This window comes from Duganella sp. GW821-FHT07F09, from assembly GCF_059418705.1.
Window position 1 is genome coordinate 192,623 of the sequence record NZ_JBWKQJ010000007.1, and the last position, 23,667, is coordinate 216,289.

The window sequence follows — 23,667 nt, forward strand, 5'->3', positions numbered from 1 at the left end:
CTCCTGATTACTGTTTTATTGTTATCACGAAGCCGCCATGCGGCTTGATGGTTACTGCTGCTTTTTTGCCGGCAGCGATGCTGCGTTGGCTAAAACCACGTTCGCCTTCACCGTCGGCGATGATCGTGCCCTGCTTGGCGCCGGCAAAGGACAAGTCCAGTGTCAGCGCCTTGTCGGATTCGGTGGCGTTGATGCCGGCGATGTACCAGGTGTCGCCGGCGCGGCGCGCGACCACCGCATATTTACCGGGGAAGCCGTCGACCAGGCGGCTGTCGTCCCAGCTGCGCGGCAGCTCCTGAAGGAAGCTCTTGACGTAGGCGGGCACGGTCGCCATCCCTTCCGGCACTTCGGCGAAGTGCTGGATGCCGGAGACGTACAACACCGATGTCGCCAGCTCGAAGCCATTGCTGCTGGTGCGCTTGATCTTCGGGATATCGCCGAACACCATCGGCGTGAAGTCCATCGGGTCGAACAGATTGCGGGCGAACGGCATCATCGCCGCGTGGGTCGGCATCTTGTCCTCGTCGGCCTGCTCGAAGGTGGTGAACTCCATGCCGCGCACCGCCTCCATCGTCATCAGGTTGGGCCAGGTGCGGGTCCAGCCGCGCGGCAGGGTCGAGCCGTGGAAGTTCACCAGCAGGCCTGCGGCGGCCGCGTCGTTCAGCATATCGACGTAATAGGCCATCATCGACTGCGCGTCGCCATTGAAAAAGTCGATCTTGACGCCCTTGATGCCCATCTGGCGCAGGCGTTTGAACTCGGCCACGCGCTGCTCGTGCGTCAGCAGTTTGCTCTTCGGCGAGTACTCGGTCGAGTTCCATGGGCCGGACGAGTTATACCAAACCAGCACGCCGACGTTCTTGGTCGCCGCGTAGTCGGCCAGTTCCTTCATCTTCTCGTAGCCGATCTTGCGGTCCCAATCGGCGTCCACCAGGGTGTAGTCCCATTTCATGTCGGCGGCGTAGTCGATGAACTTCTTCTGCACGTCGTAGACGGTGGCGTCGTCCTTCAGCAGCGCCCAGCTCCAGGAGGCGTGTCCAGGCTTGACCAGTTGCTTGTCGAAGGCGATCGCCGGCGCGGCCAGGTCGGTGCCAAGGGTCGAGCCGACCACGGTCGACAGCGAACCAAGCGCCATCAGGCGCCACGGCGAGGTCAGCGTGCCTTCGACGTCGGCCATCAGGCCGCGATCGGGATAGACCTCTTCCTTCATCGGATTGCCGATGCTGTATTTACCGCCCTTGGAATCCGGCGCCAGGCGCGAACCCTGGAAGCTGCCGTCCATGCCGGCCTCCGAGATGGCCAGCCAGTTGTCGCCGGCCTTGAACAGCGCCGGGAACACCCAGCCGGCCGGCGACGGCGAGACCGTGCCTACCGGGATGTCCATCTGATAGTGTTCTTCGTAGGACGGATTGGTCCGCCCCCAGCCGGTCTGCGCGACGGCGATAGGCTGCAACCACGCCTTTGCCGATGTCGGCAGCGCGAACGTGGTGCGTTCCTGGATCAGTTTTTTGCGTGGCAGCGATGGCTCGGCGACGATGTAGCGGAACGCGACGCCGTCGTTCGACACGCGGAAGACGATGTCCATCTTCTGCTTTTGCGCGTTCTGCACGGAGAAGGTTTGTTCGTTGGCGCTGTAGGTGATGTCACGCTTCTTACCCGTGGCCATCTGGTACTTGTCGGTGACGGTGCCGACCTTGGAGCTGGCGGCGATCGTCAGCGCGCCGGCCAGATCGGCGCCTTGCAGTTGCAGCCCCAGTTCGGAGGCCAGCAACACCGGCTTGCCGTCGCGGGAGACTGTGTAGGTCAGGGGCTTGCCGGGCGACTCGTTCAGCTGGACGCTGATGTGGCGGTCGGGGCTTGTCAGCGCGCCGGGGGACGCCGCGAAAGCGGTCGACGCGGCCGTGGCGCCCACCGCGACCGCGGAGATAAATTTATTCACCATGTTCTCACCAGTTTTTTAGGGTTATGTAGCCCCGCCGCCTCTAAGGGCGGTGTCTCCGGGGCGGCGAACGGTGTTGCGGGTATTACGGGTATTGCGGTTGCTGGTTAAACCCATCCTCCATCGACGATGAACTCTTGGGCGGTGCACATGGCGCCGTCGTCGGCGGCCAGGAACAAAATCATCGACGCGATATGCTGCGGCATCAGCTTCGTGGGCATGCACTGGTTGCGCTTGATATCCTGCTCGCCCGCCTCGTCCAGCCACAGGTCGATCTGGCGCTGGGTCATCACCCAGCCCGGCGTGACGGTGTTGACGCGGATGCCGTGGGCGCCGAATTCGCGCGCCAGGCCACGGGTCAGGCCATGGGTCGCCGCCTTGGAGGTGGCGTACACCGGATAGCCGGCGTTCTTGACCTGCCACGAGATCGAGCCGACGTTGATGATCGAGCCGGCGCCCTTTTCCTTCATGCCCTCGAAGACCGCCTGGCAGGTGAAGAACATCGGACGCTGGTTGATGGCGATACGCTCGTTCCAGTAGTCGACGGTGACGTCCTGGGTCGCGTGGCGCTGGTCGTTGGCTGCGTTGTTGACGAGGATGTCGAAGGAACCGATGATGCCGGCCATTTCGGCCATCGTGGACTGCAAGGCGGGAATGTCGGTGATGTCGCAGACGCGGAACTCGGGCTCGGGATAGCCGGCTTCCTTGACGCGGCGGACCAGCTCCAGGCTGGCGTCGCGGGCGATGTCGACGAAGGCGACCTTGGCGCCCTGCTCGGCGAAGGAAATCACCATCGCCTCGCCGATGCCGGTGCCGCCGCCGGTGATGAACACGCGCTTGCCGCGCAGGCTGGCGAATTTTGCCAATTGGGTCATACAGTCTCCGTTGTTTTTATAGACGAAAGCCCCGCCGTGGCGGGGCCGGTACAGCCACCACGATCACTTGTGGTTCAATTCACCTTCAAGGCGTCGCCATGGCGCGCCGCCCTCGTCGCGCAGCACTTGCGGCAGCAGCGGCTGCGGCAGGTTCTGGTACGAGACGGGACGCAGGAAGCGTGTGATCGCGCCGGTGCCGACCGAGGTGCTGCGGCCATCCGACGTCGACGGGAACGGGCCGCCGTGCACCATGGCGCTGCATACTTCCACGCCGGTTGGATAACCGTTGGCCAGGATGCGGCCGACTTTACGTTCCAGCACCGGCAGCAGCTCGTGTGCGGCGTCCAGATCCGCTTCGTCCATCAGCAACGTGGCGGTCAGTTGGCCTTCCAGTTCTTCGGCGATCCGGCGCATTTCGGCGATATCCTTGCAGGCCACGACCAGCGAGGCCGGCCCGAAAACTTCCTCCGACAGGACGTGCTGATCCAGGAATGCCGCGCTGCTCGTGTCGAACAGCGCCGGAGCGGCCTTGCCTTCCGACTGCGGCGCCAGCGCCAGCGTGTTGACGTCGGCGTTGTCGGCCAGCTGCGTGATGCCGCGCTTGTAGCTGCCGGCGATACCCGGCGACAGCATGGCGCAAGCGGCGCCGCCTTCGAGCGCCTTGGACGCGGCGGCCTTGAAGCGGTCCAGGTCCGGGCCGGCGATACCGATCACCAGGCCCGGGTTGGTGCACATCTGGCCCACGCCTAGCACCAGCGAGGCGGAGAAGCCGGCGGCCAATTCCTCGGCGCGGCTGGCCAAAGCCTTCGGCAGCAGGAACACCGGGTTGATCGAGCTCATTTCGGCATACACCGGAATCGGCACGGGACGCGCCGCGGCCACCGCCATCAGCGCGACGCCACCGCCACGCGAGCCGGTGAAGCCGACCGCCTTGATGGCCGGGTGACGCACCACCTCCTGGCCGATCTCGTTGCCGACACCGTTCAGCAGCGAGAACACGCCGGCCGGCAGGCCGCAGATCTCGACCGCCTTGACGACGGCGCGGCCAACCAGCTCCGACGTGCCTGGGTGGGCGAAGTGCGCCTTCAGCACCACCGGGCAGCCGGCGGCGAAGGCCGACGCGGTGTCGCCGCCGGCGACGGAGAACGCCAGCGGGAAGTTACTGGCCGAGAAGACGGCGACCGGACCGAGGCCGATCATGCGCATGCGGATATCGGGACGCGGCGGCGCGCGGTCCGGCAACGCCTTGTCGATACGGACGTCGTTCCACGAACCTTCGCGCAGCAGATTGGCGAACAATTTCAACTGGCCGACGGTGCGGCCGCGCTCACCCTCGACGCGGGCGCGCGGCAGGCCGCTTTCGGCCATTACGCGCTCCACCAGCACCTCGCCCAGGGCCATGATTTGTTCGCCGATGGTTTCCAGGAACACCGCGCGCTTCTCGTCGCTCAGCGAGCGGAAGGTATCGAACGCCGCTTCGGCCAGGCGGCAGGCCTGGTCGATTTGATTACCGTCGGCTGTCGTGAACTCCGGGTCCATCGACTGCTGCAGCGATGGATTGTAGGCGCGGAAAGCGGCGCCGGTGCCTTTGACGGCCTGGCCGCCAATCAGCGAATCGCCGGTGATGATCATAAGGTCTTAACTTTCGCTACTTCGGTTTTGTACACGGTCAGCTTGTTGCGCAAGGCTGGACCGAACTGCGGCGAATCGATCTCGAACGTTTCGCCCGGCTTGACGACGATGTTGTCGGCCACGCTCAGGGTGGCGGTGCCGAAGAAGTGGATATGCACGTCGCCCGGGCGCTTGAACAGCGGGTACTTGAAGTGGTGATGCTCCAGGTTGCCGATGGTGTGCGACATATTCTGTTCGCCGCTGAAGAAGGCCTTCTCCCAACGCACCTTGCCGTCCACGTCGTAAATGCGCGACGTGCCCTGGATGTTGGCCGGCGCCTCGCCGACCAGCAGCGCCGGGCCCAGGCCGCAGGCGCGCAGCTTGGAGTGCGCCAGGTACAGGTAGTTCTGACGCTCGGTCACGTGGTCCGAGAACTCGTTGCCGATGGCGTAGCCGACGCGGTAAGGCTGGCCGTCGTCGCCGATCACGTACAGGCCGGCCACTTCCGGCTCTTCCCCGCCGTCGAGCGCGAAGTCGGGCATGCTCAGGTCCTTGCCGCTGGCGGCCACGATCGAGCCGTCGCCCTTGTAGAACCACTCCGGCTGCACACCGGCTTCGCCGGCGGCCGGCTTGCCGCCTTCGACGCCCATGCGGAACATCTTCATGGAGTCGCTCAGGCTTTCGACGTCGCCGCCGATTTTCTTGTGCATGGCGTCGCGGGTGTCGGCGCTGCCCAGGTGGGTCAGGCCGGTGCCGGTGACGTAGGTGTGGGCGTCGTCGGTGTGATCCAGTGGCGCCAGCAGGCGGCCGGCGGCGGCGACGGCTTCAAACGAGGCGGTGGCGCTGCCGACCGACTTCTCGACCAACGCGGCCAGGCCGGTCGACTTGCGGATCGCGTCCTGGGCCAGCGCGTAGGTGGTGCTGTAGCCATCGATGATACGGATGGTGTCTTGTTCCAGCACGCCGATCTGGCGCGCGCCTTGTTCGTTCTTGAATTGTACGAGTAGCATGGTATCTCCTGGTTTTTCTCAGTGCGTATCGGTGCGTATCAGTGCGAGTGGCGTGGAACGGCCGAACCACGATTCCCGACCAGGAAATCGAAGTCGCAACCTTCATCCGCTTGCAGCACGTGTTCGATGTAGAGCTGCTGGTAACCGGTCTTCGGACCCGGCGCGCTGCCCGGCACGCGGGCGGCTTGGCGTTCGGCCATTTCGGCGTCCGAGATTTCCAGGTTCAGCAAACCGCCTGCGCAATCCAGGGTGATCCAGTCGCCGTCCTTGACGATGCCCAGCGGGCCGCCGGCCATCGCTTCCGGCGCCACGTGCAGCACAACGGTGCCGTAGGCGGTGCCGCTCATGCGGGCGTCGGAGATGCGGACCATGTCCTTGACGCCGGCCGCCAGCAGTTTAGGCGGCAGGCCCATATTCCCTACTTCGGCCATGCCCGGATAACCTTTCGGGCCGCAGTTCTTCATCACCAGCACCGAGTTGGCGTCGACCACCAGATCCGGATCGATGATACGGCTCTTGTAGTGTTCAAAGTCCTCGAACACCACGGCCTGACCGCGATGCTGCATCAGTTCAGGCGTCGCCGCCGATGGTTTCAGCACGGCGCCGCGCGGCGCCAGGTTGCCGCGCAGGATGCAGATGCCGCCATCCTTGAGCAGCGGTTTTTCCAGCGGGCGAATCACTTCGTCGTCGTAGATCGGCGCGTCCTGGCAGTTTTCCCAGATGGTCTTGCCGTTGACGGTCAGCGCGTTCGGGTTCGGCAGCAGCTTGCCCTCGCCCATGCGGCGGATCACGGCCGGCAGGCCGCCCGCATAGTAGAACTCTTCCATCAGGAAGCGACCCGACGGCAGCAGGTCGACGATGGTCGGCATGCCGCGGCCGACGCGGGTCCAGTCTTCCAGTTCCAGATCGACGCCGATACGGCCGGCGATGGCTTTCAGGTGGATCACGGCGTTGGTCGAACCGCCGATGGCGGCGTTGACGCGGATCGCGTTCTCGAAATTCTCCTTGGTCAGGATCTTCGACAGCTTCAGGTCTTCCTTGACCATGTCGACGATGCGCATGCCCGACATGTGGGCCAGCACGTAGCGGCGCGCGTCGACGGCCGGAATGGCGGCGTTGTGCGGCAGCGAGGTGCCCAGCGATTCGGCCATGCAGGCCATCGTCGACGCCGTGCCCATGGTGTTACAGGTGCCGGCGGAGCGGGAGTGGCCCGCTTCGGCCGCGAGGAAGTCGTGCATACTCAGTTCGCCGGCCTTGACCTGCTCATGCAACTGCCAGACGGCGGTGCCGGAGCCGATGTTCTTGCCGTTCAGCTTACCGTTCAGCATAGGGCCGCCGGTGACGACGATGGTCGGAATGTCGACCGAGGCGGCGCCCATCAACAGCGCCGGGGTGGTCTTGTCGCAGCCGACCAGCAGGACGACGCCGTCCATTGGATTGCCGCGGATGGATTCTTCGACGTCCATGCTGGCCAGGTTACGGGTCAACATGGCGGTTGGACGGAGATTGGATTCGCCGTTGGAGAAGACTGGGAATTCGACCGGGAAGCCGCCGGCTTCTAGGATGCCGCGTTTGACGTGTTCCGCCAGTTTGCGGAAGTGGGCGTTGCAAGGGGTCAGTTCAGACCACGTGTTGCAGATGCCGATGATAGGCTTGCCCTGGAATTCGTGATCAGGAATACCCTGATTTTTCATCCAGCTGCGGTACATGAAACCGTTTTTGTCTTGGGAGCCGAACCATTCGGCGGAGCGCAGCTTTACTTTCTTGTTGTCATTGTCCGACATGCAATTCTCCTCAGTATTTTCCTGTGCGGGGACGTGAATGTCATGCCCCCGCATCGATAAAGCATACTAAGATGGACTGAGATATCTTTCCAATAAATTATTAATCAACTTCGATATCAAAACCGGTATCAACACCCTCCAAATGGCGGCTTAAGCTTCGGTACTGAAGCGATAGGCCATCACCGTCGAGTATTCCTGTCCCGGACGCAGGATCGTCGACGGGAAGTCCGGCCGGTTCGGCGAATCCGGGAAATGCTGCGGTTCGAGGCAGAAGGCGCTGCGATAGCCGTAGATCTGCCCTTTTCCGGTCATCTTGTCATTCATGAAATTTCCACTGTAGAACTGGATGCCCGGCTCCTGGCTCCACACCTCCAGCACCCGCCCGGACGCCGGATCGCGCACGCGGGCGGCCATCTCCAGCGCGCCCGGCTTCGATTTTTTCAGCACGAAGTTGTGGTCGTAGCCAAAGCCGTTGCGCAATTGATCATCATCCTGGTCGATACGCTCGCCGATCGCATGCGGCGTGCGGAAATCGAACGGCGTGCCCTCGACCGGCGGCAGATCGCCCAGAGGGATCTGCACATCGTCGATCGGCGTATAGGCGTCTGCCACGATGGTCAGCTCGTGGCCCAGGATATCGCCCTTGCCGGCCAGGTTGAAATACGCGTGGTTGGTCAGGTTGACCGGGGTCGCCTTGTCGCTGATGGCATGGAAAGCGATACGCAATTCGTTATCGTTGCGCAGCTCATAGATGGCGGTGACCTCCAGATTCCCGGGATAGCCCTGCTCACCGTCGGCGCTGACGTAACTCAATATCAAGCCGGCCGAATTCGGGGTGGTGAAGGTTTCGCCGGTCCACAGCCGGCGATGGAAGCCGTCGCCCCCCCCGTGCAGGTGATTGGCCCCGTTGTTGACGTCCAGCGCAAAGGTCTCGCCGTCGAGCGTGAAGCGGGCGTTGGCGATGCGGTTGCCGTAACGGCCGATCAGCGCGCCGAAGTAATGGGATTCGCCCATGTAGGCGGCGACGTCGTCGTAGCCGCAATTGACATCGGCCAAGGTGCCGCTGCGGTCGGGCACATGGATTTCGGTGATGGCGCCACCGAGGTTGATGATCTTGACGATCATGCCGTTGGCGTTGGTCAGCGTGTAGCGGGTGACGTCGCGGCCGTCGGCCATCTGGCCGAACGAGGATTCAGTGATCGAAGCTTGCATGATATGACTTTCAGCTTTCAAATGGGGCGGCGGCCGGGGGGAATGAACCCACCGGCCGCCGCGATTATTCTTTGGCGGTCGCGCAGCGACCGGCCGAACTGGGCTAAGCGATCGACGGCTTTCCGAAGACCGGCATGCCCTGCCCGTCCCACTTGAGCGGCTTGACATAGGTGTGACGGTCGGGATTCCACAGCGGGTCGCCGATAATCTCGGTATAAGTGCGTGCATGATAAACCAACATGACTGTTTCGCCATCATCGCCAATGGTGAAACTGTTATGTCCAGGACCATAGACGCCGTGCTCGAAGCAGGTTTGCAGCACCGGTTCCTTCAGTTTGGTCCACGAGGCCGGGTCCAGCAGGTCGGCGTTTTCGTCCGCCCACAGCAGGCCCATGGCGTAGTTCTCGTCGGTGGCGCTGGCCGAATAGCTGATGAAGATCTTGCCGTTCTTCTTCAACACCGACGGCCCCTCGTTGACCCAGAAACCACGGATCTCCCAGTCGAACTCCGGCTTGCTCAGCATGACCGGCGGGCCGCCCAGCTGCCACGGCGTCTTCATCGGCGCGATGTACAGGTTGGAGTTGCCCTCGATGGCGACGTCCTTCTGCGCCCACAGGTAGTACAGCTGGCCGTTGTGGGTGAAGGTGGTGGCGTCCAGGCAGAAGGTGTCGATGCCGGTGTCGATCTGGCCCATGAACTCCCACTCGCCCTCCAAAGGATTGGCGTTGGTGTTACGGATCGCGTACATACGGTGCTGGAAAAGCTTGTGCTTGATCTCGCGGCTCGGCGCGGCGGCGAAGTAGACGTACCATGCGCCCTGGTTGAAGTGGAGCTCCGGCGCCCAAACCAGTTCGCTGTACGCGCCGGTCTCCGGTTTGAACCAGACATCGACCTTCTCGGCGTCGGCCAGGCCGGCGATGGTTTTCGCGCGGCGCAACTCGATGCGGTCGTACTGCGGCACCGAGGCGGTGAAGTAGTAGTAGCCGTCGCTGTGGCGGATGATAAAAGGATCGGCGCGCTGTTCGATCAGCGGCTGCAGTACGTCTTTGCTTTCCATTGCTTCGTTTTCCAAAAAATTAGACTGCCACATAAGAATCGGCTCCCATTTGCTTCTTCACTTCCGTGTAATACTCGTCGGTGACCCGGTATTTGAACATCAAAAGTCCCATCAAGGTATGGAAGAAGCCGGGAATCAGGGTCATCATCAGCACGATGCCGTGCAGCGCGAACGCGGTCTGCTCGTGGTTCGGCTGATACTGGAAGTACGTCAGCAGGCCACCGGCCAGCGCGCCGGCCACGCCCATGCCGGCCTTCTGGCACACCGAGATGCCGCCGAAGGCGAAGCCGGAGACGCGCTTGCCGGTCTTGACCTGGCCGTAGTCGATGGTCTCGGCGATGGCCGACCAGAACACCGGCGCATGCAAGTCGACCACGAACGACAGCACGAAGTACAGCACAAACGCCAGCATGATGTCGCCCGGCTTGACGAAGAAGTAGATCGCGGCGCTGATCACGCCGACGGCGATCTGGCTCCAGCGGAACAGCTTGACCTTGCAATAGAACTTGGTGATCCAGGTCGAGGCGACCATCGACAGGATCGCGGCGACCACGCCGATCGAAAGGAAGGTGGCCACGGTGGCGGTGTCGCCGCCCAGATAATATTTGACGTAGTAGATGGCCGCCGTGGCGCGCAGCACGTAGCCGATTGTGCCGGTCACGCACACGCCGCACAAGATCAGCCACTGGTCGTTTTGCAGCAGCACCTTGAGCTGGGCCCACAGCGACTGGCGCTGCACCACGTGGATTACGCGCTCCTTTGTGGTGAAGAAGCAGAACAGGAACAGCGCCACGCCCATCGCCGCCATCACCGCCATCGCCGCCTGGTAGCCGGTGGCCGCGTTGCCGCCGCCCCAGCGCTCCGATAGCACCGGCACCACCACCGTCACCATGAAGGCGCCGATCTTGGCGAAGAACAGGCGGTAGCCGTTGGCCGACAGGCGCTGCTGCGGATCGTTGGTCAGGCTGCTCGGCAGCGAGATGTAGGCCACGCCGACGCCGGACGTCATGATCGTCATGATGATGTAGGTCGAATAGGCCCAGATCAGTTTCGCGTCATAGCCCCAGTCGGGAGTGGTGAAGACGAAGAACACGCTGATGCCGTAGGGAACGGCGAGCAGCAGCAGCCATGGGCGATAGCGGCCCATGCGCGCGCTGGCATAACGGTCGGTGAGCTGGCCCACCACCAGGTCGGCGATAGCGCCGACGAATTTGACGACCAGGAACAGCAAGGCCAGGTCGGAGGTTTTCAGTCCGTAGATATCGGTGTAGAAGAACGTGATGATCAACATCATCGACGAAATCACCACGTTCAGCGCCATGTCGCCGGCGCCAAAGCCCACTTTTTCCAACAGCGATAGTTTTTGATTCGACATTTACGACCTCTTAAAAATGCAGCTATCCCGCAAAGGCGGGATAGTTTTTAACGACGTGGTGACATCAATACTTCAAATTCATCGACAGGCCGACCGTGCGATCATAGCGGCGCGTGTCGCGCGGGAAGATCTTCGAATCCGACCAGTAGTCCTGGAACTTGAAGTTCAGCAGATTGGTGCCGGTCAGGTTGACAGTAACATGATCGCTGACCTTGTAGCTCAGAGAGCCGTCGAGCGACGACATCGGCTTGACGATCAAATCCTTCGGCACCAGGTTCGGATTGTTCCTGTCCGGCGTATCCGCGTAGGTGTCGACGAACTTCGAGCGCCAGTTGTACGCCAGGCGCGCAGACCAGCCCTCTTTCTCATACAACGCCACGATGTTGTACGACAGGCGTGACATGCCGGCGAAAGGCTTGCCTTCGATGTCCTTGTTCTCCGAAGCCGTCACGCCGCCTTCGCTGTAGGTCACGTTGGCCTGCAAGCCGAAACCGCTCAACCAGCCAGGCAAGCCGTCGTAGAACTGCTGGTACGCCAGTTCGACGCCCTGCAGATGGCCCTTGTCGGTGTTGAAGGGCCGGGTCGTATTGTAAGGAATACCCTGGAAGGTCTCCGATATCACACGGTTCATGATGTAGCCGTCGAAGTTATGACGGAACACCGTGCCGCTAATGGAACCGGTAGGCGCGAAGTACCACTCGAGCGAGGTATCGAAGTTCTGCGCGGTGAATGGCTTCAAGTCCGAATTGCCGCCGCTCGCCGTCGCCACGTTGGTGGTGCCGTTAGGTTTAACGTACGCGGTGGCTGGATTGAGTTGGCCGAAGTCCGGACGCGTCATCGTCTTCGCGTAGGCGAAACGCGCCAGCAAGTCCTTGCGCAAGGCCAGCTTGAAGTTCGCGCTTGGCAGCACTTCGGTATTGGACGAGTCCTTGTTGGTCGGCACCAGCACGCCATCGACACTGTCGTTAGCCTGGATATCCGAATCGGTCTTGGTCACACGCACGCCGATCACGCCATCGACCGGGAACTGGCCCAGGTCGAAGCCGACCTTCGCCTTGCCGTAGAAGGCGTAGTTCTTTTCCTTGTTGGAGAAGAAGGATGCGGGATCGAGCGCCCTGGCCGCGGCGTTGCCGGTGGCGGCGGCGCGGATCACCGAGGTATTGTTGATCAAATAACCGGCGCAAGGCGTCGACCATTTCGGCGTGCCGTAATTCTCGGAGAACTCCGTGGTGCTGCAAGACAGTCCGGGAATACTGGACATGGCGATGCCGGCCGGAGTCGGCACGCTGCCCTCGAACGACTTGATCGAGTTGGCGGTGCGCTCGTTCAGGCGCAGGCCGCCGCTGAACTCCTTGAAGAAGCCGTCGGCTTCCGGCGAATAGGTCACGTCGCCACGCCAGTCGGTCGACTTGCCGCGATCCCTTCCATAGCGGTCAAAGAACTGCGACAGGAAGATCTTGCTTGGATCGTTCAGGGCCGGGCTCTGATACTGCACGAACGCGCCGCCGTTGACGTTGGTCTTGACGAACACATTGTCGACATTGAGGCTGGTGTCGAGGATCGGATTGACCCAATCAAATTTGCTGCGCGTGGTCGCCAGCTCGGTGGTCGCGCGCAGTCCCGGCGCCACGCGCCAGTTGGCGCCGACCGCGTACTGCGAAGCGGTGCTGGTATTCTCGCGGCCCTGCGTCGACAGGATGGTAAACGCGTTGGTCGACGTGATGGTGTCGGTCTGGTTGGTGCCGGGGATCTTGGTGACGCTGATCTGATCCGGCGACGTCGCCCATGGCAGGCCGACGAAGAAATCGGTCTCCTCGGTGTTTTTCAACACCGAATGCAGGCCCTCGGCATACACTTCCAGATCGGCGCTCGGCTTCCACTGCAGCGCGAAGTTCGCGGCCTGGCGCTTGCGCTGGCCGTGCACGTCCTGCAGGCCGACCAGATCGGGGCCGGTCAGATTGGGCGCGGCGAAGCTTTTATCGATCGGGAAGGTCTGGAACGCGCGCTCCTCCTGGAAGCGGTCCTTGATCGACGACACGCCGAACAAGGCGCCCACTTCGCCGATGCCGGTTTTCCAGCGGTTCGACACCATGCCGGACAACTCCGGATCGGTGGCCTTGGCCTTGTCCTTGTTCTTGGCGCCGACCTGCGCGCTGGCGGTGAATTCCTTGAAGTCGAACGGACGGTTGGTGCGCACGTCGATCACGCCGGCGATGCCGCCCTCCACCTGGTCGGCGCTCTGCGACTTGTAGACGTCGGCGCGCTGCAACATAGTCGAAGGGATGTCGGCCAGCTTGATATAGCGGCCGGTGGTGGTGAACATCTCGCGGCCGTTAATCAGCGTTGCGATGCCGGGCAAGCCGCGAATCAGCACCGTATTGGCTTCGCCTGCGTCGCGGCGCACCTGGATGCCGCTGACGCGGGCCAGGGTTTGGGCCACGTTCGTGTCCGGGAATTTGCCGATGTCGTCGGCGACGATCGAATCGATGACGTTGTCCGAATCCTGCTTGATCTTCTGCGCGGTCTGGGCGGCGCGGCGCACGCCGGTCACGGTGACGACGGCTGCCGGAGCGGGAGTGGTGTCGGCGGCTGCGGCGGCCGGCGCCTCGGCGGCGGCGGGTGCGGTGACGGCTGGAGCGGCAGAAGTATCTTGTGCCAAAACGGGGAAGGCGCTCAGGAGGCCGGCCGCGGCCAGTACTGCAACGCTAGATTTGAGGACGAGGCGATGCTTCGCCTGGGACTCGAAAGTCCCGGATGCTGGGTAATTCATAAGTCTCCAGTGTTTGTCTGTTATCTGTTTTATGGGAGAGTTGCCACGCTGGGTGCAACTGTCGGATTTCATCTTAGGGGCTGGGCAAAAAACAAACCAATCAATTTTTTCGGGTTTTCGATACCAAAAAGAATATCAATCACCAAAATCGACGGGGGTCAGTGCCGACATTCGGACACAGCCTGATCCGTATGGTGGCTTACCGCACCTAACGCGAGGCATGACCGTTCCCCCACGCGTCGTACCGCCCCGCGCGAGTGCTAGACTTTTCTAACATTGGATACCGAAATCAACAATTAACACCAACCAGGAGTCACAAGATGAAACTTAGCAGCCTGCTCCCCTCCGCGCTGATCGGCGCCGTCGCCAGCGCGCGATCGATGACGCCGATGGCCACCATCTCGGCGGCACGCCTCGCGCACCGCCACACCACAGGAAACCTCGTTCTTCTGGATCGGCCGCTGTTCAAGTACGGCGCGCTGGCGATGGGCATCGGGGAACTGCTTGGCGACAAAATGAAGACGGCGCCCGACAGGACGGTCTTTCTGGGACTGTTGGCAAGGGTGGCGAGTGCCGGAATTGCTGGTGCGGCCCTGGCGCCCGAGGGCAAGGAGAAAACTGGCGCGGCGGTCGCGGTGGCAACCGCCGTGCCGCTCGCCTATCTGACGCTGGCGGGCCGCAAACGGGCCATGGCGAGTATCGGCCAAACCCGCAGCGGACTGATTGAAGACGCGCTGATCGTCGCCGCCGGCGCCGCGATCGTGGCGCTGGCGACGCGATCGCAAACCGAATAGCGAGCCGTTTCAGGCTTTGCGGCGACGGGCGATGAGTCCCATCATGCCAAGGCCGGCCAGCAGCATCGCGTAGGTTTCCGCTTCGGGAACGGCGGTAACGGCCGTGGCGTTGATGTTGTCGACCGAGAAACCGTTGAACTCGGGGAGATCGCTGCCGCTGCTGCTGAAGCGGACCGACACCAGGTTGTTGAAGCCCGACGAGAAGGCATACGACGTGAAATTGAGACCGCCATTGCCGCCCGTCGATTTATCGATCTGGAAGGATTGGTACACCGTTCCGCCGCCCGCCAGCACGCCGGTCACATCGATCTGATTGGGGATGAAGGTGGAGCCGTCGCCGAAGTTGAAGGCGCCGGTGCCGTCAAAGCTGGACAGGGCGAACAAGCCGCCGCCGGCCCTTGTCATCGTCAGCGAGGCCGCGTCCACGCCATAGGGTGCGACGACATAATGGGTGCCGTTGTCCGGGCACTGCGGACCGCAGTAGGAACCCGTGGGCGTGACGGCGGAACCGTCTCCGACCAAAACGAAGTCAAAGCCGTTCGAGGAAAAAGCTCCCTGGCTATAGGCCGGCACATCCTCAAAATCCACGGTCGTGGCGTGGGCCTGGGTGGACAGGATGGCGACGCAGGCGAGCACGGCGTTGGCGGTCAGCGTTTTAAACGAAGTCATGAGTTCTCCAAAATAGTTATTGTGTTTTCGCAACGTAAATCGGCTGCGATATTAGCATGCTATTTTGCAAATACACTGATATTTATCGCATCGGCTCCGCTCAGGGCGGGGTCGGCTGATGGCGCTTGAACGCGTCCCGAATGTTTTGCCGCAGCTGCACATCGTCCCACGGCTTGGTCAAAAAGCGGTAGATCTCGCCGCGATTGACAGCCTCCAGCACCGACTCCAGCTCCGTGTAACCGCTCAATATCAGGCGCATCGTGTCGGGATACAGCCGCGTGGCGATCGCCAGGAACTTCGGCCCGCTCATGCCCGGCAGCCGATGCTCGCACAGGATCACCTGCACCGGCACACGCGCCAGCACATCGAGCGCCTCTTCCGCGCTGCCCGCCGTGACGATGCGGTAGCCTTCCGACCGCAAGGCGCGCTTGACGGCCGACACCAGCGACGCCTCGCTGTCGACGATCAACAGCGTCAGCTCGCGCACCTCCGTCGTCGCCGACAGGTCGATATGCGTGTCGGCGCGCAGCATGGCCTCGAACGCCGTCGCCGGCACCGCCGGGCTGAAATAATAGCCCTGGATCTGGTCGCAGCCCTTGAGACGCAACTGTTCGAATTGCGCCGCCGTCTCCACCCCTTCGGCGATGACCAGCATGCGCAGATTGTGCGACATGGCGATGATGGCCGAGGCGATCGCCGCGTCGTCGGGATTGGTGGTGATGTCGGTGATGAAGGCGCGGTCGATCTTGACGCTGTTGAACGGGAAGCGTTTCAGGTGCGCCAGCGAGGAATAACCGGTGCCGAAATCGTCCAGCGACAGCTGCAGCCCCAGGGCGCGCAACTGGCGCATGGTCTTCTCCGCGCCGGCCGGATCGTGCATCACCAGCGACTCGGTCAGTTCCAGCTCGATCAGATTGCTGCTCAACCCATGCTCCGCCAGCCGATCCGCGAGCTGCGCGGCCAGGTCGCCCTGGCCGAACTGCAGCGCCGACAGGTTCACGGCCACCGGCACCACCGGTACGCCGTCCGCCGCCCACGCGGCCTGCTGGGCGCAAACGTCGGCGATCACCCAGGCGCCGATATCGAGTATCAGGCCGCTCTCCTCGGCCAGCGGGATGAACTGCGCCGGCGGCACCATGCCGCGCTCCGGGTGTATCCAGCGTATCAAGGCTTCGGCGGCGGCGACGCGGCCGGTGCGCAGGTCGACCTTGGGCTGGTAGTACATGACGAACTGGCGCTGCTCGCTGGCCCGGCGCAGCATGGTTTCGAGTTCGAGCTTGGCGATCATCGCCGCGTTCAACTCGGGCGAATAAAACGACAGCCGCTCGCCGCTTGCCTTAGCCTGTTTGAGCGCCGCCTCGGCGTGGCGGAACACCGCCTCGGCGTCGGCGCCGTCGCGCGGATAGCTGGCGATACCGCCGTGGACGCTCAGGCGGATGTCGTTGCCGTCCACCTGCGCCGGTTGTCCGATCAATTCGGCGGCGTGCTCGATCACCGGCAGCAGATTCTCGCTGGCGCCGCAGGCGCCGGCGACGACATAGGTGTCGCCGGCCAGCCGCGCCACCGTGCAAGGGCGTCCCAGGCCGTCGACCAGGCGTTGCGCGACGATGCGCAGCACCTGGTCGCCGACCCGAGAGCCGAGTGTGTCGTTGAGGCGCTTGAAGCGGTCCAGGTTGAGCATGAAGACAAAAGCGTGGCCGCCCTCGTGCTTGCCGGACTGGATGATCTGGCCCAGCCGGTCGTGGAACAGCGCCTGGTTCGGCAACCCGGTCACCGGGTCGTAATAGGACAGGTAGTTGACGCGCTCCTCCTGCGCGATGTACTCCATGGCGAAGGAGATGTCGCCGGCCAGGTCGTCCAGCAGCATCAGCTCCTCGGCGTCGAAATAGCCGGCGTCGCGCGCGTACAGCACCATCACCCCGGCCGCCGCCGCGCCCTGCATCAGCGGTATCGCCGTCAGCGACAGGAAGCCGTGTTCGCGCGCGTCGCGGCAGGCCGCCCCCTCCTGCCCCGGGTCGCGCAGGTCGTTGCAGCAGACCGCGCGCGCCTGCGCCAGCGCGCGCCGTGGCACGCTCAGTTCATCGCTCGGTTCAAGCGCCATCGCTTGCAGCAGCCGCTCGAGCCGCTCCGGATCGGTGCCGCGCCAGGCGGCGGCGCGCATGCCGCCGCCGTCGCCGTCGCGCAAGGCGATCCACGCGGTGTCGAAGCCCCCGTCCTCGGCGGCGATGCGGCAGGCCTCGTCGTACAGCGCGGCGCGGTCGCGGATGCGTATCACCGCCGAATTGATGCCGCTCAGGACGGTCTTGATGCGGCTGAGCCTAGCGATTTTCTGCTGGTGCGATTCCAGTTCGCGCACATAGTGCGCCAGCCGGTTGGCGTTGACCAGCGACAGGTGGGTGCGCACGCGCGCGCGCACCAGCGCCGGCGACACCGGCTTAACGATGTAGTCGACCGCGCCGCAGGCGAAACCGGCCGCCTCGTCGACCACCTCGCTCATGGCCGAGACGAAGATCACGGGGATGTCGCTGGTGTCGGCCTGCGCCTTGAGCTGGCGGCAGACGGTGTAGCCGTCCATGTCGGGCATCTGCACGTCCAGCAGGATCAGGGCCGGCCGGTGCTTGCGCGCCGCAGCCAGGCCCTCGGCGCCGTTGCGCGCAAACGCCAGCACATGGTCCGGCGCGAGGATGGCGCGCAGCGTGGCCAGGTTGCTCGGTTCGTCGTCGATGATGAGAATGGGCGCACTCATCGCGCCTCCCCCGCGCCGCCAGGCGCCAGCGCGATCAGCGCCCGCACCTCGGCCTCGGCGCCGCGAAAGTCGAACTGGTCCAGCCGCGAACGCACGGCCGCTACGGCGTCCGCCGGCAGCATCGGCGCCAACTCCGCCAGCAACGGCGCCGCGACGTCGGGGTTGTCCTGGTCCAGGCATGCGAGCAAGGCGGCCAGCAGTTCCTCGCTGGATGGGGAGGACCGGGGCGCGTCGTCCGTCGCGATCCGGGCGGCCGTGGGCGGCGCCGCCCGTGCCGCCGCGCCGATCCGTTCGGCCAGCGCGGCGATCGATTCCAGCGCCGTGGCCAGCGCGCCGCGCAGTTGCGCGATCAACCCGGCGGCGTCGCCACCGTGCGTGACCACCTTTTGCAATTCCCCCGCCAGCCGGGATATCTCCGGCAACGCCAGATTGCCGGCCACTCCTTTCAGTTGATGGCACAGGGCGTCCATGCCGGAGGTACCGCGGGCCGCCAGCTCCGCATCGAGCCGGTCGGCGACGTCGCCGTAATCGGCGGCGAAGCGGCCAAGCACCGCGCTGTAAGGCTCCCACTCGCTCCATACCAGGCGCGCGCGCTCGATGTCGATGCCGGCCAGCGGCGCGATCGAAGGTAAAGGCGGTGGCGTCGACGTCATCTCCAGCGCCGCCGGCGAGGGCGAGGACGAAATTCGGCCGAACGCCTGCGCGTCCGCCGCCGCGTTGCGCGCCGATGCGCCGCGCGCCAGGCGCCGGACAACCTCCATCAATTCATCGACATTGAACGGCTTGGCGACAAAGGCGTCCATGCCGGCCGCGCGCGCCTCCTCCTGCTGGCTCTTGAAGGCGCCCGCCGTCAGCGCCACGATCGGCAGGTCGTCGAACCGCGGCGACTGGCGCAACATCCGCGTCGCCTCATAGCCGTCCATCACGGGCATTTGTACATCCATCAGCACGATGTCGACCGCGTCCGGGTTCCGCAGCAGCCAGTCGACCGCCTCGCGGCCGTCGCAGGCCAGGCTGACCGTGGCCCCTTCCGCGCTCAGGATGCGCGAGGCCACCTCGCGGTTGATGTCGCTGTCATCGGTCACCAGCACCCGCACGCCGGCGATGCGCATGCTGGCCGGCCGCGCCGGCGCGCCGTCTCCCTGCCCGCCCTGGCGCCGCCGTGCCTGCGCCTTGGCCAGCGCGTTGTACAGGCAGGAACTGGTCACCGGCTTGGTCAGGATGCCGTCGACCAGCCCGATGTCGCCGTGCCGCAGCAACTCGTCGCGGGCATAGGCGGTCACCATCATCAGCACCGGCTGGGCGTCGTCCGGATAGCTGGCGCGGATCTGGCGCGCCAGCTCCATGCCATCCATGCCCGGCATCTGCCAGTCCAGCAGCAGCGCGTCGAAGCCGCCGGCGGCCAGGTGGCGCTGGTGCACGCAGTCCAGCGCCAGCTGGCCGGAGACGGCCTGGCTGGCGCGCCAGCCCAGGGCGCGCGCCATCAGCGCGATATTGTCGCGCGAGATGTCGCTGTCGTCGACCACCAGCACGTCGAGGTTGCTCAATTCGGCCGGTTCGACCTGGCCGGCGGCCACGCATTCGAAGGGGATGGTGAACCAGAACTCGCTGCCCCGCCCCGGTGTGCTGGTCACGCCGATTTTGCCGCCCATGTGCTCGACCAGATAGCGGCAGATGGTCAATCCCAGGCCGGAGCCGCCGAAGCGCCGCGTGGTCGAGGTGTCGGCCTGGCTGAAGGCGGAAAAGATGTGCTGCAGCTTGTCCTCGGCGATGCCGATGCCGGTGTCGGTGACGGCGAAGCGCAGCACGGCGCGCTGGCCGTCGTGTTCCAGCAAGGTCAGGCCGATGCCGACGGCGCCGCGCTCGGTGAACTTGATGGCGTTGCCGGTCAGGTTGATCAACACCTGTTCCAGCCGCAGCGCGTCGCCCACCAGTTGGCCGATGGCCGGCGGCGGCGGCGCGATCGTCAGCTCCACATCCTTGTCGCCGGCGCTGGCGGCCATGATGCTGGCCAGGTTGTCGAGCACGTCGGACAGGTTGAAGGGCACGCGCTCGATCTCCAGCCGCCCCGCTTCGATCTTGGAGAAGTCGAGGATATCGTTGATGATGGCCTGCAGCGAGCGGCCGGCGTTGCGGATCTTGCGCACCAAGTCGGCCGCGTCGGCGTCGAGCGGACGCTGGTCGAGCAGGTAGGCCAGCCCCAGTATGCCGTTCATCGGCGTGCGGATTTCGTGGCTCATGTTGGCCAGGAAGTCGGCCTTGGCGCGGCTGGCCGCCTCGGCCTCCACGGTGCGCGCCTGCAGCGCCGCGTTGGCCACCCGCAGCTCGGCGGTGCGGTCCGCCACGTGCTCCTCCAGGCCGGCGTTGAGCGCGCGCACCTCCGTCTCGGCGGCGGCGCGCTCGGTGATCTCGTGCTCCAGCGTTTGCAGCATGCCGTTGAAGGCGTCGGCCAGCTGCCCCACCTCGTCCTCGCTGTCCTTGGGCGCGCGCAGGCGGTAGTCGCGTTCGCGCACGACCTGGCGCGCGACCTCGCTCACGCCCATGATCGGTCCCGAGATCCAGCGCTGCAGCAGCGACGACAGGGCCAGGCCGAGCAGCAGGCTGCCAAGCAACACCGTCGCCAGGATGGCAAGGTAGCCGCGCAGCCAGGCCGCCAGGTCGTAGCGTTCGCGCAGGTAGACGGTGCCGTGCACCGTGTCGCGGTCGGCGATGCGCCGGACCACCGTCAGTTCGCCGCCACCGAATTCGGCGCCGTCGGCCGGCGCCATGCTTGCCGGCGCGGCCGGCGAGGCGGCGTCGCGCCGGTAGGCGGCGAACAGCTTGCCGCCGGCGGTGTAGATGGCGCCCGTCAGGATGTTGGGGTTGGCCCGCAACAGCGCCAGGTTTTCGGTGGCCACCTTGGCGTCGTCGAATTCGATCGCCAGCGCGCTGCCCTGTCCCAGGATGGCGGCGATCGAGGTCAGCTCGCGCACGGTGGTGGCGCGGTTTTCGCGCAGGTCGCGGTACAGCAGGCCGGCGCCGGCCAGCGCCAGCGCGCACAGGTTGGTCACCAGCACCAGCAGCAGCAACTTGTGGCGCACCGAGCGTATCCTCAGCTTCATTGTCGTCCCCCCTCGATTTTGTGCGCCACCGCCAACAGCCTGGCGCTGATCTTCAGGCCGCTGCGCTCGGCGTGCGACAGCGACACGTCGAAGCGGATGCGGTTGTCGACCGGCACGAAGCTGATGGCGCTGCCGGCGGCCAGCGTGCCGGCGCCGTCGGTGATGGCCAGAACGCCCTGGGTCGCCGCCGCCTCGAGCGTGCGCTTGACGCGCGCGCCGTCCTGGGCGCCGACATACAACACCTGGATGGCGCCGGCCGCGTCGCCGGCGCGCAGGGTGCGCACGGTCACGCCGCGCCCCTTGATCTGGCGGGTCTGGCGCAGCTGGTTCAACTCGGCGGCGACCTCGTCGGCGTCCACCACGGCGATCACCAGCGGCGCGGCATCGTCGGCGAAGGCGGCCGGCGGCCACTCGATGTGCTCGGCGAAGCGGTAGATATAGGCCGCCTTCACCTGGGCCGCGACGCGCGACGGGTCGGTGTCGCCGGCGGCGGCCGCGGATGGCAGCGACGACATCGACAGCAGCAGCGACAACAACGATGGCAACAGCAGCGGTGGCACCCACGGCGGCAACCACGACAACCACGGACATGGCGACGACGGCGACCGGCGCCACGGCGCGGCCGCGATGGCGCCGTGCGCGCGTGCCGGGGCGCCGGTGGTCGCCACGTCAGAAACGCAGCGTCAGTTTCAGCTGCACGCCGCGCTCGATCATGCTGCGGCCCGCCCCGCCGCCATACTCCACGTGGGAATGGTGCAGCAGGTTGCGCCCGATCAGCGCCACGTCCAGCGTGGGCCGCGGTTGCCACATCCATTGAGCGTCCAGTTCGTAATAGGACGGCACGGCGGGCAACGGCAGCGCGCCCATGCGGCGCAAGGTCAGGTCCAGCGCGCTGTGGTCGGTCAGGTCGTACGAAGAGCGCAGCAGCCAGTGGTGGCTGGGGTCGTTGGACAGCAGGGTCGGGTTGGTGGCGCTGATATCGCGGCTGCCCGGCAGCAGTCTCTGGTTGACGCGCTGCACCACCAGCCCGGCGTTGAGCCGCCAGGCGGGCGCCGCCTGCCACGTGCCCCACAGCTCGACGCCGCGCGTGTCGCCCTCCGCCCGGTTCTCGAACTCGAACAACGCCGGGGCCGTCGGGCTGGTTTGCGGCTCCAGTGTGCGCAATCTGTCGTAGCGGCTGTAGAAGGCGGTGGCCGAATAAGACAGCGTCGGCAGCGGCTGGGCACGGTAGCCCAGCTCGACCACCTTGGCCACCTCGGACTGGAAATTGGGACCGCCGCCGTAAAAATACACGGTGCGGCCGCCGACGACGAGCGGCCGGCTTGGCGCGTGCAGGTCGCTGTCGAAGCGCGACGGCGCGCGCACGGTGCGCGCAAGGCTGCTCCAGACCAACTGGCCTGGCGCCGGCGTCCACGCCAGACGCAGGCTGGGCAGGTATTCGGCGCCGGTGTATTTATTATGTTCGACCTTGGCGCCGGCGGTCAGCTTGAGGTCGGGCGTGACGGCGTATTCGTTCTGCGCGAACAGATTGGCCCAATGCAGATCGACGTCGCCGGGCAGGAACCCAAACTCGGTCGCATTCGTCACCCGGTCCCGGCTATGCCGGTAGCCGCCGCCCCAGGTCAGCACGTTGCGCTCGCCCAGGCGCAGGTCGTGCTGGGCGTCGAGGTCCAGCGTGGACAGGCGTTCGATGAAGGCGCCGGGCTGGTTGCGTTCGGAGTGGTCCACAATGACCTGCAGGCGCAGGTTGGCGTCGGGCGAGAACTTGCGGGTCAGGCGGCTGATCAGATTGACGCCTGAGGTGTGTACCGGCAAGCGGCGGAACTGGCCCAAGTGGCCCTGGTAGGCGTCGCCGGAGACGCTCAGCGCACCTTCGGGCAAGGCCCAGTCGGCGCGGAAGCCGGCCTGCGTGCGCTCCATGCCGAAGTTGGTGTCGAGGCCGTTGGCGCCGAAGGTATCGCTCAGCTTCTGGTATTTCCCGTAGACGCGATAGGTGCCGCCGTTGTCCATCTTGCCGCCGTAGCGCACGGAGGCGTTGGGGTCGCGGTCGCCGCCTATGGCGCTGAGCTGGCCGCCCTGGGTGTCGGCCGACGAGCGCGTGATGACATTGATGACGCCGTTGACCGCGTTGGCGCCCCAGATCGTCGCGCCCGGTCCGCTGATAACCTCGATGCGTTCGACGTCCTCCATCACCACGTCCACCGCGTCCCAGTAAACGCCGGAAAACAGCGGGGAATAGACGCTGCGGCCATCGATCAGCATCAGCAATTTGTTGGCGAAGGCGTTGTTGAAACCGCGCGCCGTGACGGCCCAGTTGCGCGCGTCGACCTGCGCCACCTGCAGGTTGGGGGCCAGGCGCAGCGCCTCGGGCAACGACTGCGCGCCGCTGCGGCGGATGTCGCCGGCGCTGATGACGAACACCGACGCGGCCGTGGTGCCCAGCCGCTCCTCCTGGCGCGACACGGACGTCACGACGACATCGCTGAGCTGCTCGAGCGACATATCGGCGATGACGCTGCCATCGGCCACCCTGGCCCGTGCCGATGTCGCACAAAGCACCGTCGCAACGAGTAAAACCTTTGAAAAGTCGACTCTTCCAGCCATCGCGCCCCCCGCGGTTGCCGCACGCTCGCCGCCGCCCGCCCCGGCCGGCGCCCCGTCCCGAACGAGCGCCGCGCACCGCCGAATGGCCGCCCGTACACAGAAATTATAGCCACATTGGCC

At 64.8% G+C, this 23,667-nt stretch carries 15 protein-coding genes; 1 reads left to right on the forward strand and 14 read right to left on the reverse strand.

Annotation, left to right across the window (positions count from 1 at the left end; translation table 11 throughout):
* Window positions 1–7: 7 nt before the first annotated feature.
* From AC07P1_RS19760 to AC07P1_RS19800, 9 genes are all read right to left on the reverse strand, one after another.
* Window positions 8–1,942 (reverse strand): glycoside hydrolase family 97 protein, encoded by a 1,935-nt coding sequence (locus tag AC07P1_RS19760; RefSeq protein WP_494697410.1) that lies wholly within the window; start codon window positions 1,940–1,942, stop codon window positions 8–10.
* Window positions 1,943–2,046: 104 nt separating this feature from the next.
* Window positions 2,047–2,814 carry an SDR family NAD(P)-dependent oxidoreductase gene (locus tag AC07P1_RS19765; RefSeq protein ID WP_090314108.1) on the reverse strand — a complete coding sequence of 256 codons (768 nt, stop codon included), beginning with the start codon at window positions 2,812–2,814 and terminating at the stop codon, window positions 2,047–2,049.
* A 63-nt stretch (window positions 2,815–2,877) separates the two neighbouring features.
* Window positions 2,878–4,446 (reverse strand): aldehyde dehydrogenase (NADP(+)), encoded by a 1,569-nt coding sequence (locus tag AC07P1_RS19770; protein ID WP_494697411.1) that lies wholly within the window; start codon window positions 4,444–4,446, stop codon window positions 2,878–2,880.
* Entirely contained in the window at window positions 4,443–5,435 is a 993-nt protein-coding gene (gene araD1, locus AC07P1_RS19775; protein ID WP_494697412.1) for an AraD1 family protein, read from the reverse strand. The genes AC07P1_RS19770 and araD1 overlap by 4 nt, the downstream gene beginning before the upstream one ends.
* A 38-nt stretch (window positions 5,436–5,473) precedes the next feature.
* Complete coding sequence (locus AC07P1_RS19780) at window positions 5,474–7,219, reverse strand: IlvD/Edd family dehydratase (RefSeq protein WP_090314111.1); 1,746 nt, start codon at window positions 7,217–7,219, stop codon at window positions 5,474–5,476.
* A 150-nt stretch (window positions 7,220–7,369) separates the two neighbouring features.
* Window positions 7,370–8,431, reverse strand: coding sequence for an aldose epimerase family protein (locus AC07P1_RS19785; RefSeq protein ID WP_494697413.1), 1,062 nt, complete (start codon window positions 8,429–8,431; stop codon window positions 7,370–7,372).
* A 103-nt stretch (window positions 8,432–8,534) separates the two neighbouring features.
* The gene (locus AC07P1_RS19790) at window positions 8,535–9,488 is read right to left on the reverse strand and encodes a glycoside hydrolase family 43 protein (protein ID WP_494697414.1); all 954 of its coding nucleotides are present in this window, start codon (window positions 9,486–9,488) and stop codon (window positions 8,535–8,537) included.
* Window positions 9,489–9,507: 19 nt separating this feature from the next.
* Window positions 9,508–10,863, reverse strand: coding sequence for a glycoside-pentoside-hexuronide (GPH):cation symporter (locus AC07P1_RS19795; RefSeq protein ID WP_315217302.1), 1,356 nt, complete (start codon window positions 10,861–10,863; stop codon window positions 9,508–9,510).
* 64 nt (window positions 10,864–10,927) lie between these two features.
* Window positions 10,928–13,522, reverse strand: coding sequence for a TonB-dependent receptor (locus AC07P1_RS19800; protein ID WP_494697415.1), 2,595 nt, complete (start codon window positions 13,520–13,522; stop codon window positions 10,928–10,930).
* A gap of 431 nt (window positions 13,523–13,953) precedes the next feature.
* Here AC07P1_RS19800 and AC07P1_RS19805 point away from each other — a divergent pair, with 431 nt between their 5' ends.
* Window positions 13,954–14,427, forward strand: coding sequence for a hypothetical protein (locus AC07P1_RS19805; protein WP_494697416.1), 474 nt, complete (start codon window positions 13,954–13,956; stop codon window positions 14,425–14,427).
* Window positions 14,428–14,436: 9 nt separating this feature from the next.
* Here AC07P1_RS19805 and AC07P1_RS19810 read toward each other — a convergent pair whose 3' ends face one another.
* From AC07P1_RS19810 to AC07P1_RS19830, 5 genes are all read right to left on the reverse strand, one after another.
* Window positions 14,437–15,096 carry an NF038120 family PEP-CTERM protein gene (locus AC07P1_RS19810; protein WP_494697417.1) on the reverse strand — a complete coding sequence of 220 codons (660 nt, stop codon included), beginning with the start codon at window positions 15,094–15,096 and terminating at the stop codon, window positions 14,437–14,439.
* Window positions 15,097–15,196: 100 nt separating this feature from the next.
* The gene (locus tag AC07P1_RS19815) at window positions 15,197–17,842 is read right to left on the reverse strand and encodes an EAL domain-containing protein (RefSeq protein ID WP_494697418.1); all 2,646 of its coding nucleotides are present in this window, start codon (window positions 17,840–17,842) and stop codon (window positions 15,197–15,199) included.
* On the reverse strand, window positions 17,839–20,943 hold the full coding sequence (locus AC07P1_RS19820) for a sensor histidine kinase, YfiR-like protein-associated (RefSeq protein WP_494697419.1): 3,105 nt from the start codon (window positions 20,941–20,943) through the stop codon (window positions 17,839–17,841). The genes AC07P1_RS19815 and AC07P1_RS19820 overlap by 4 nt, the downstream gene beginning before the upstream one ends.
* A complete protein-coding gene (locus AC07P1_RS19825) occupies window positions 20,940–21,611 on the reverse strand; it encodes a TOL_0243 family YfiR-like periplasmic protein (RefSeq protein ID WP_494697420.1) in 672 nt (223 codons plus the stop codon). Before AC07P1_RS19825 ends, AC07P1_RS19820 begins: the two co-directional genes overlap by 4 nt.
* A gap of 1 nt (window position 21,612) precedes the next feature.
* Entirely contained in the window at window positions 21,613–23,547 is a 1,935-nt protein-coding gene (locus AC07P1_RS19830) for a TOL_0244 family TonB-dependent receptor (protein WP_494697421.1), read from the reverse strand.
* Window positions 23,548–23,667: the final 120 nt, after the last annotated feature.

What these genes read in the sequence shown, in the direction of transcription:
- AC07P1_RS19805 (WP_494697416.1), top strand. Translation starts at nt 13,954, where the DNA reads ATGAAACTTAGCAGCCTGCTCCCCTCCGCGCTGATCGGCGCCGTCGCC.
- AC07P1_RS19810 (WP_494697417.1), bottom strand. Translation starts at nt 15,096, where the DNA reads ATGACTTCGTTTAAAACGCTGACCGCCAACGCCGTGCTCGCCTGCGTC.
- AC07P1_RS19815 (WP_494697418.1), bottom strand. Translation starts at nt 17,842, where the DNA reads ATGAGTGCGCCCATTCTCATCATCGACGACGAACCGAGCAACCTGGCC.
- AC07P1_RS19770 (WP_494697411.1), bottom strand. Translation starts at nt 4,446, where the DNA reads ATGATCATCACCGGCGATTCGCTGATTGGCGGCCAGGCCGTCAAAGGC.
- AC07P1_RS19760 (WP_494697410.1), bottom strand. Translation starts at nt 1,942, where the DNA reads ATGGTGAATAAATTTATCTCCGCGGTCGCGGTGGGCGCCACGGCCGCG.
- AC07P1_RS19790 (WP_494697414.1), bottom strand. Translation starts at nt 9,488, where the DNA reads ATGGAAAGCAAAGACGTACTGCAGCCGCTGATCGAACAGCGCGCCGAT.
- AC07P1_RS19795 (WP_315217302.1), bottom strand. Translation starts at nt 10,863, where the DNA reads ATGTCGAATCAAAAACTATCGCTGTTGGAAAAAGTGGGCTTTGGCGCC.
- AC07P1_RS19780 (WP_090314111.1), bottom strand. Translation starts at nt 7,219, where the DNA reads ATGTCGGACAATGACAACAAGAAAGTAAAGCTGCGCTCCGCCGAATGG.
- AC07P1_RS19785 (WP_494697413.1), bottom strand. Translation starts at nt 8,431, where the DNA reads ATGCAAGCTTCGATCACTGAATCCTCGTTCGGCCAGATGGCCGACGGC.
- araD1 (WP_494697412.1), bottom strand. Translation starts at nt 5,435, where the DNA reads ATGCTACTCGTACAATTCAAGAACGAACAAGGCGCGCGCCAGATCGGC.
- AC07P1_RS19830 (WP_494697421.1), bottom strand. Translation starts at nt 23,547, where the DNA reads ATGGCTGGAAGAGTCGACTTTTCAAAGGTTTTACTCGTTGCGACGGTG.
- AC07P1_RS19820 (WP_494697419.1), bottom strand. Translation starts at nt 20,943, where the DNA reads ATGAAGCTGAGGATACGCTCGGTGCGCCACAAGTTGCTGCTGCTGGTG.
- AC07P1_RS19765 (WP_090314108.1), bottom strand. Translation starts at nt 2,814, where the DNA reads ATGACCCAATTGGCAAAATTCGCCAGCCTGCGCGGCAAGCGCGTGTTC.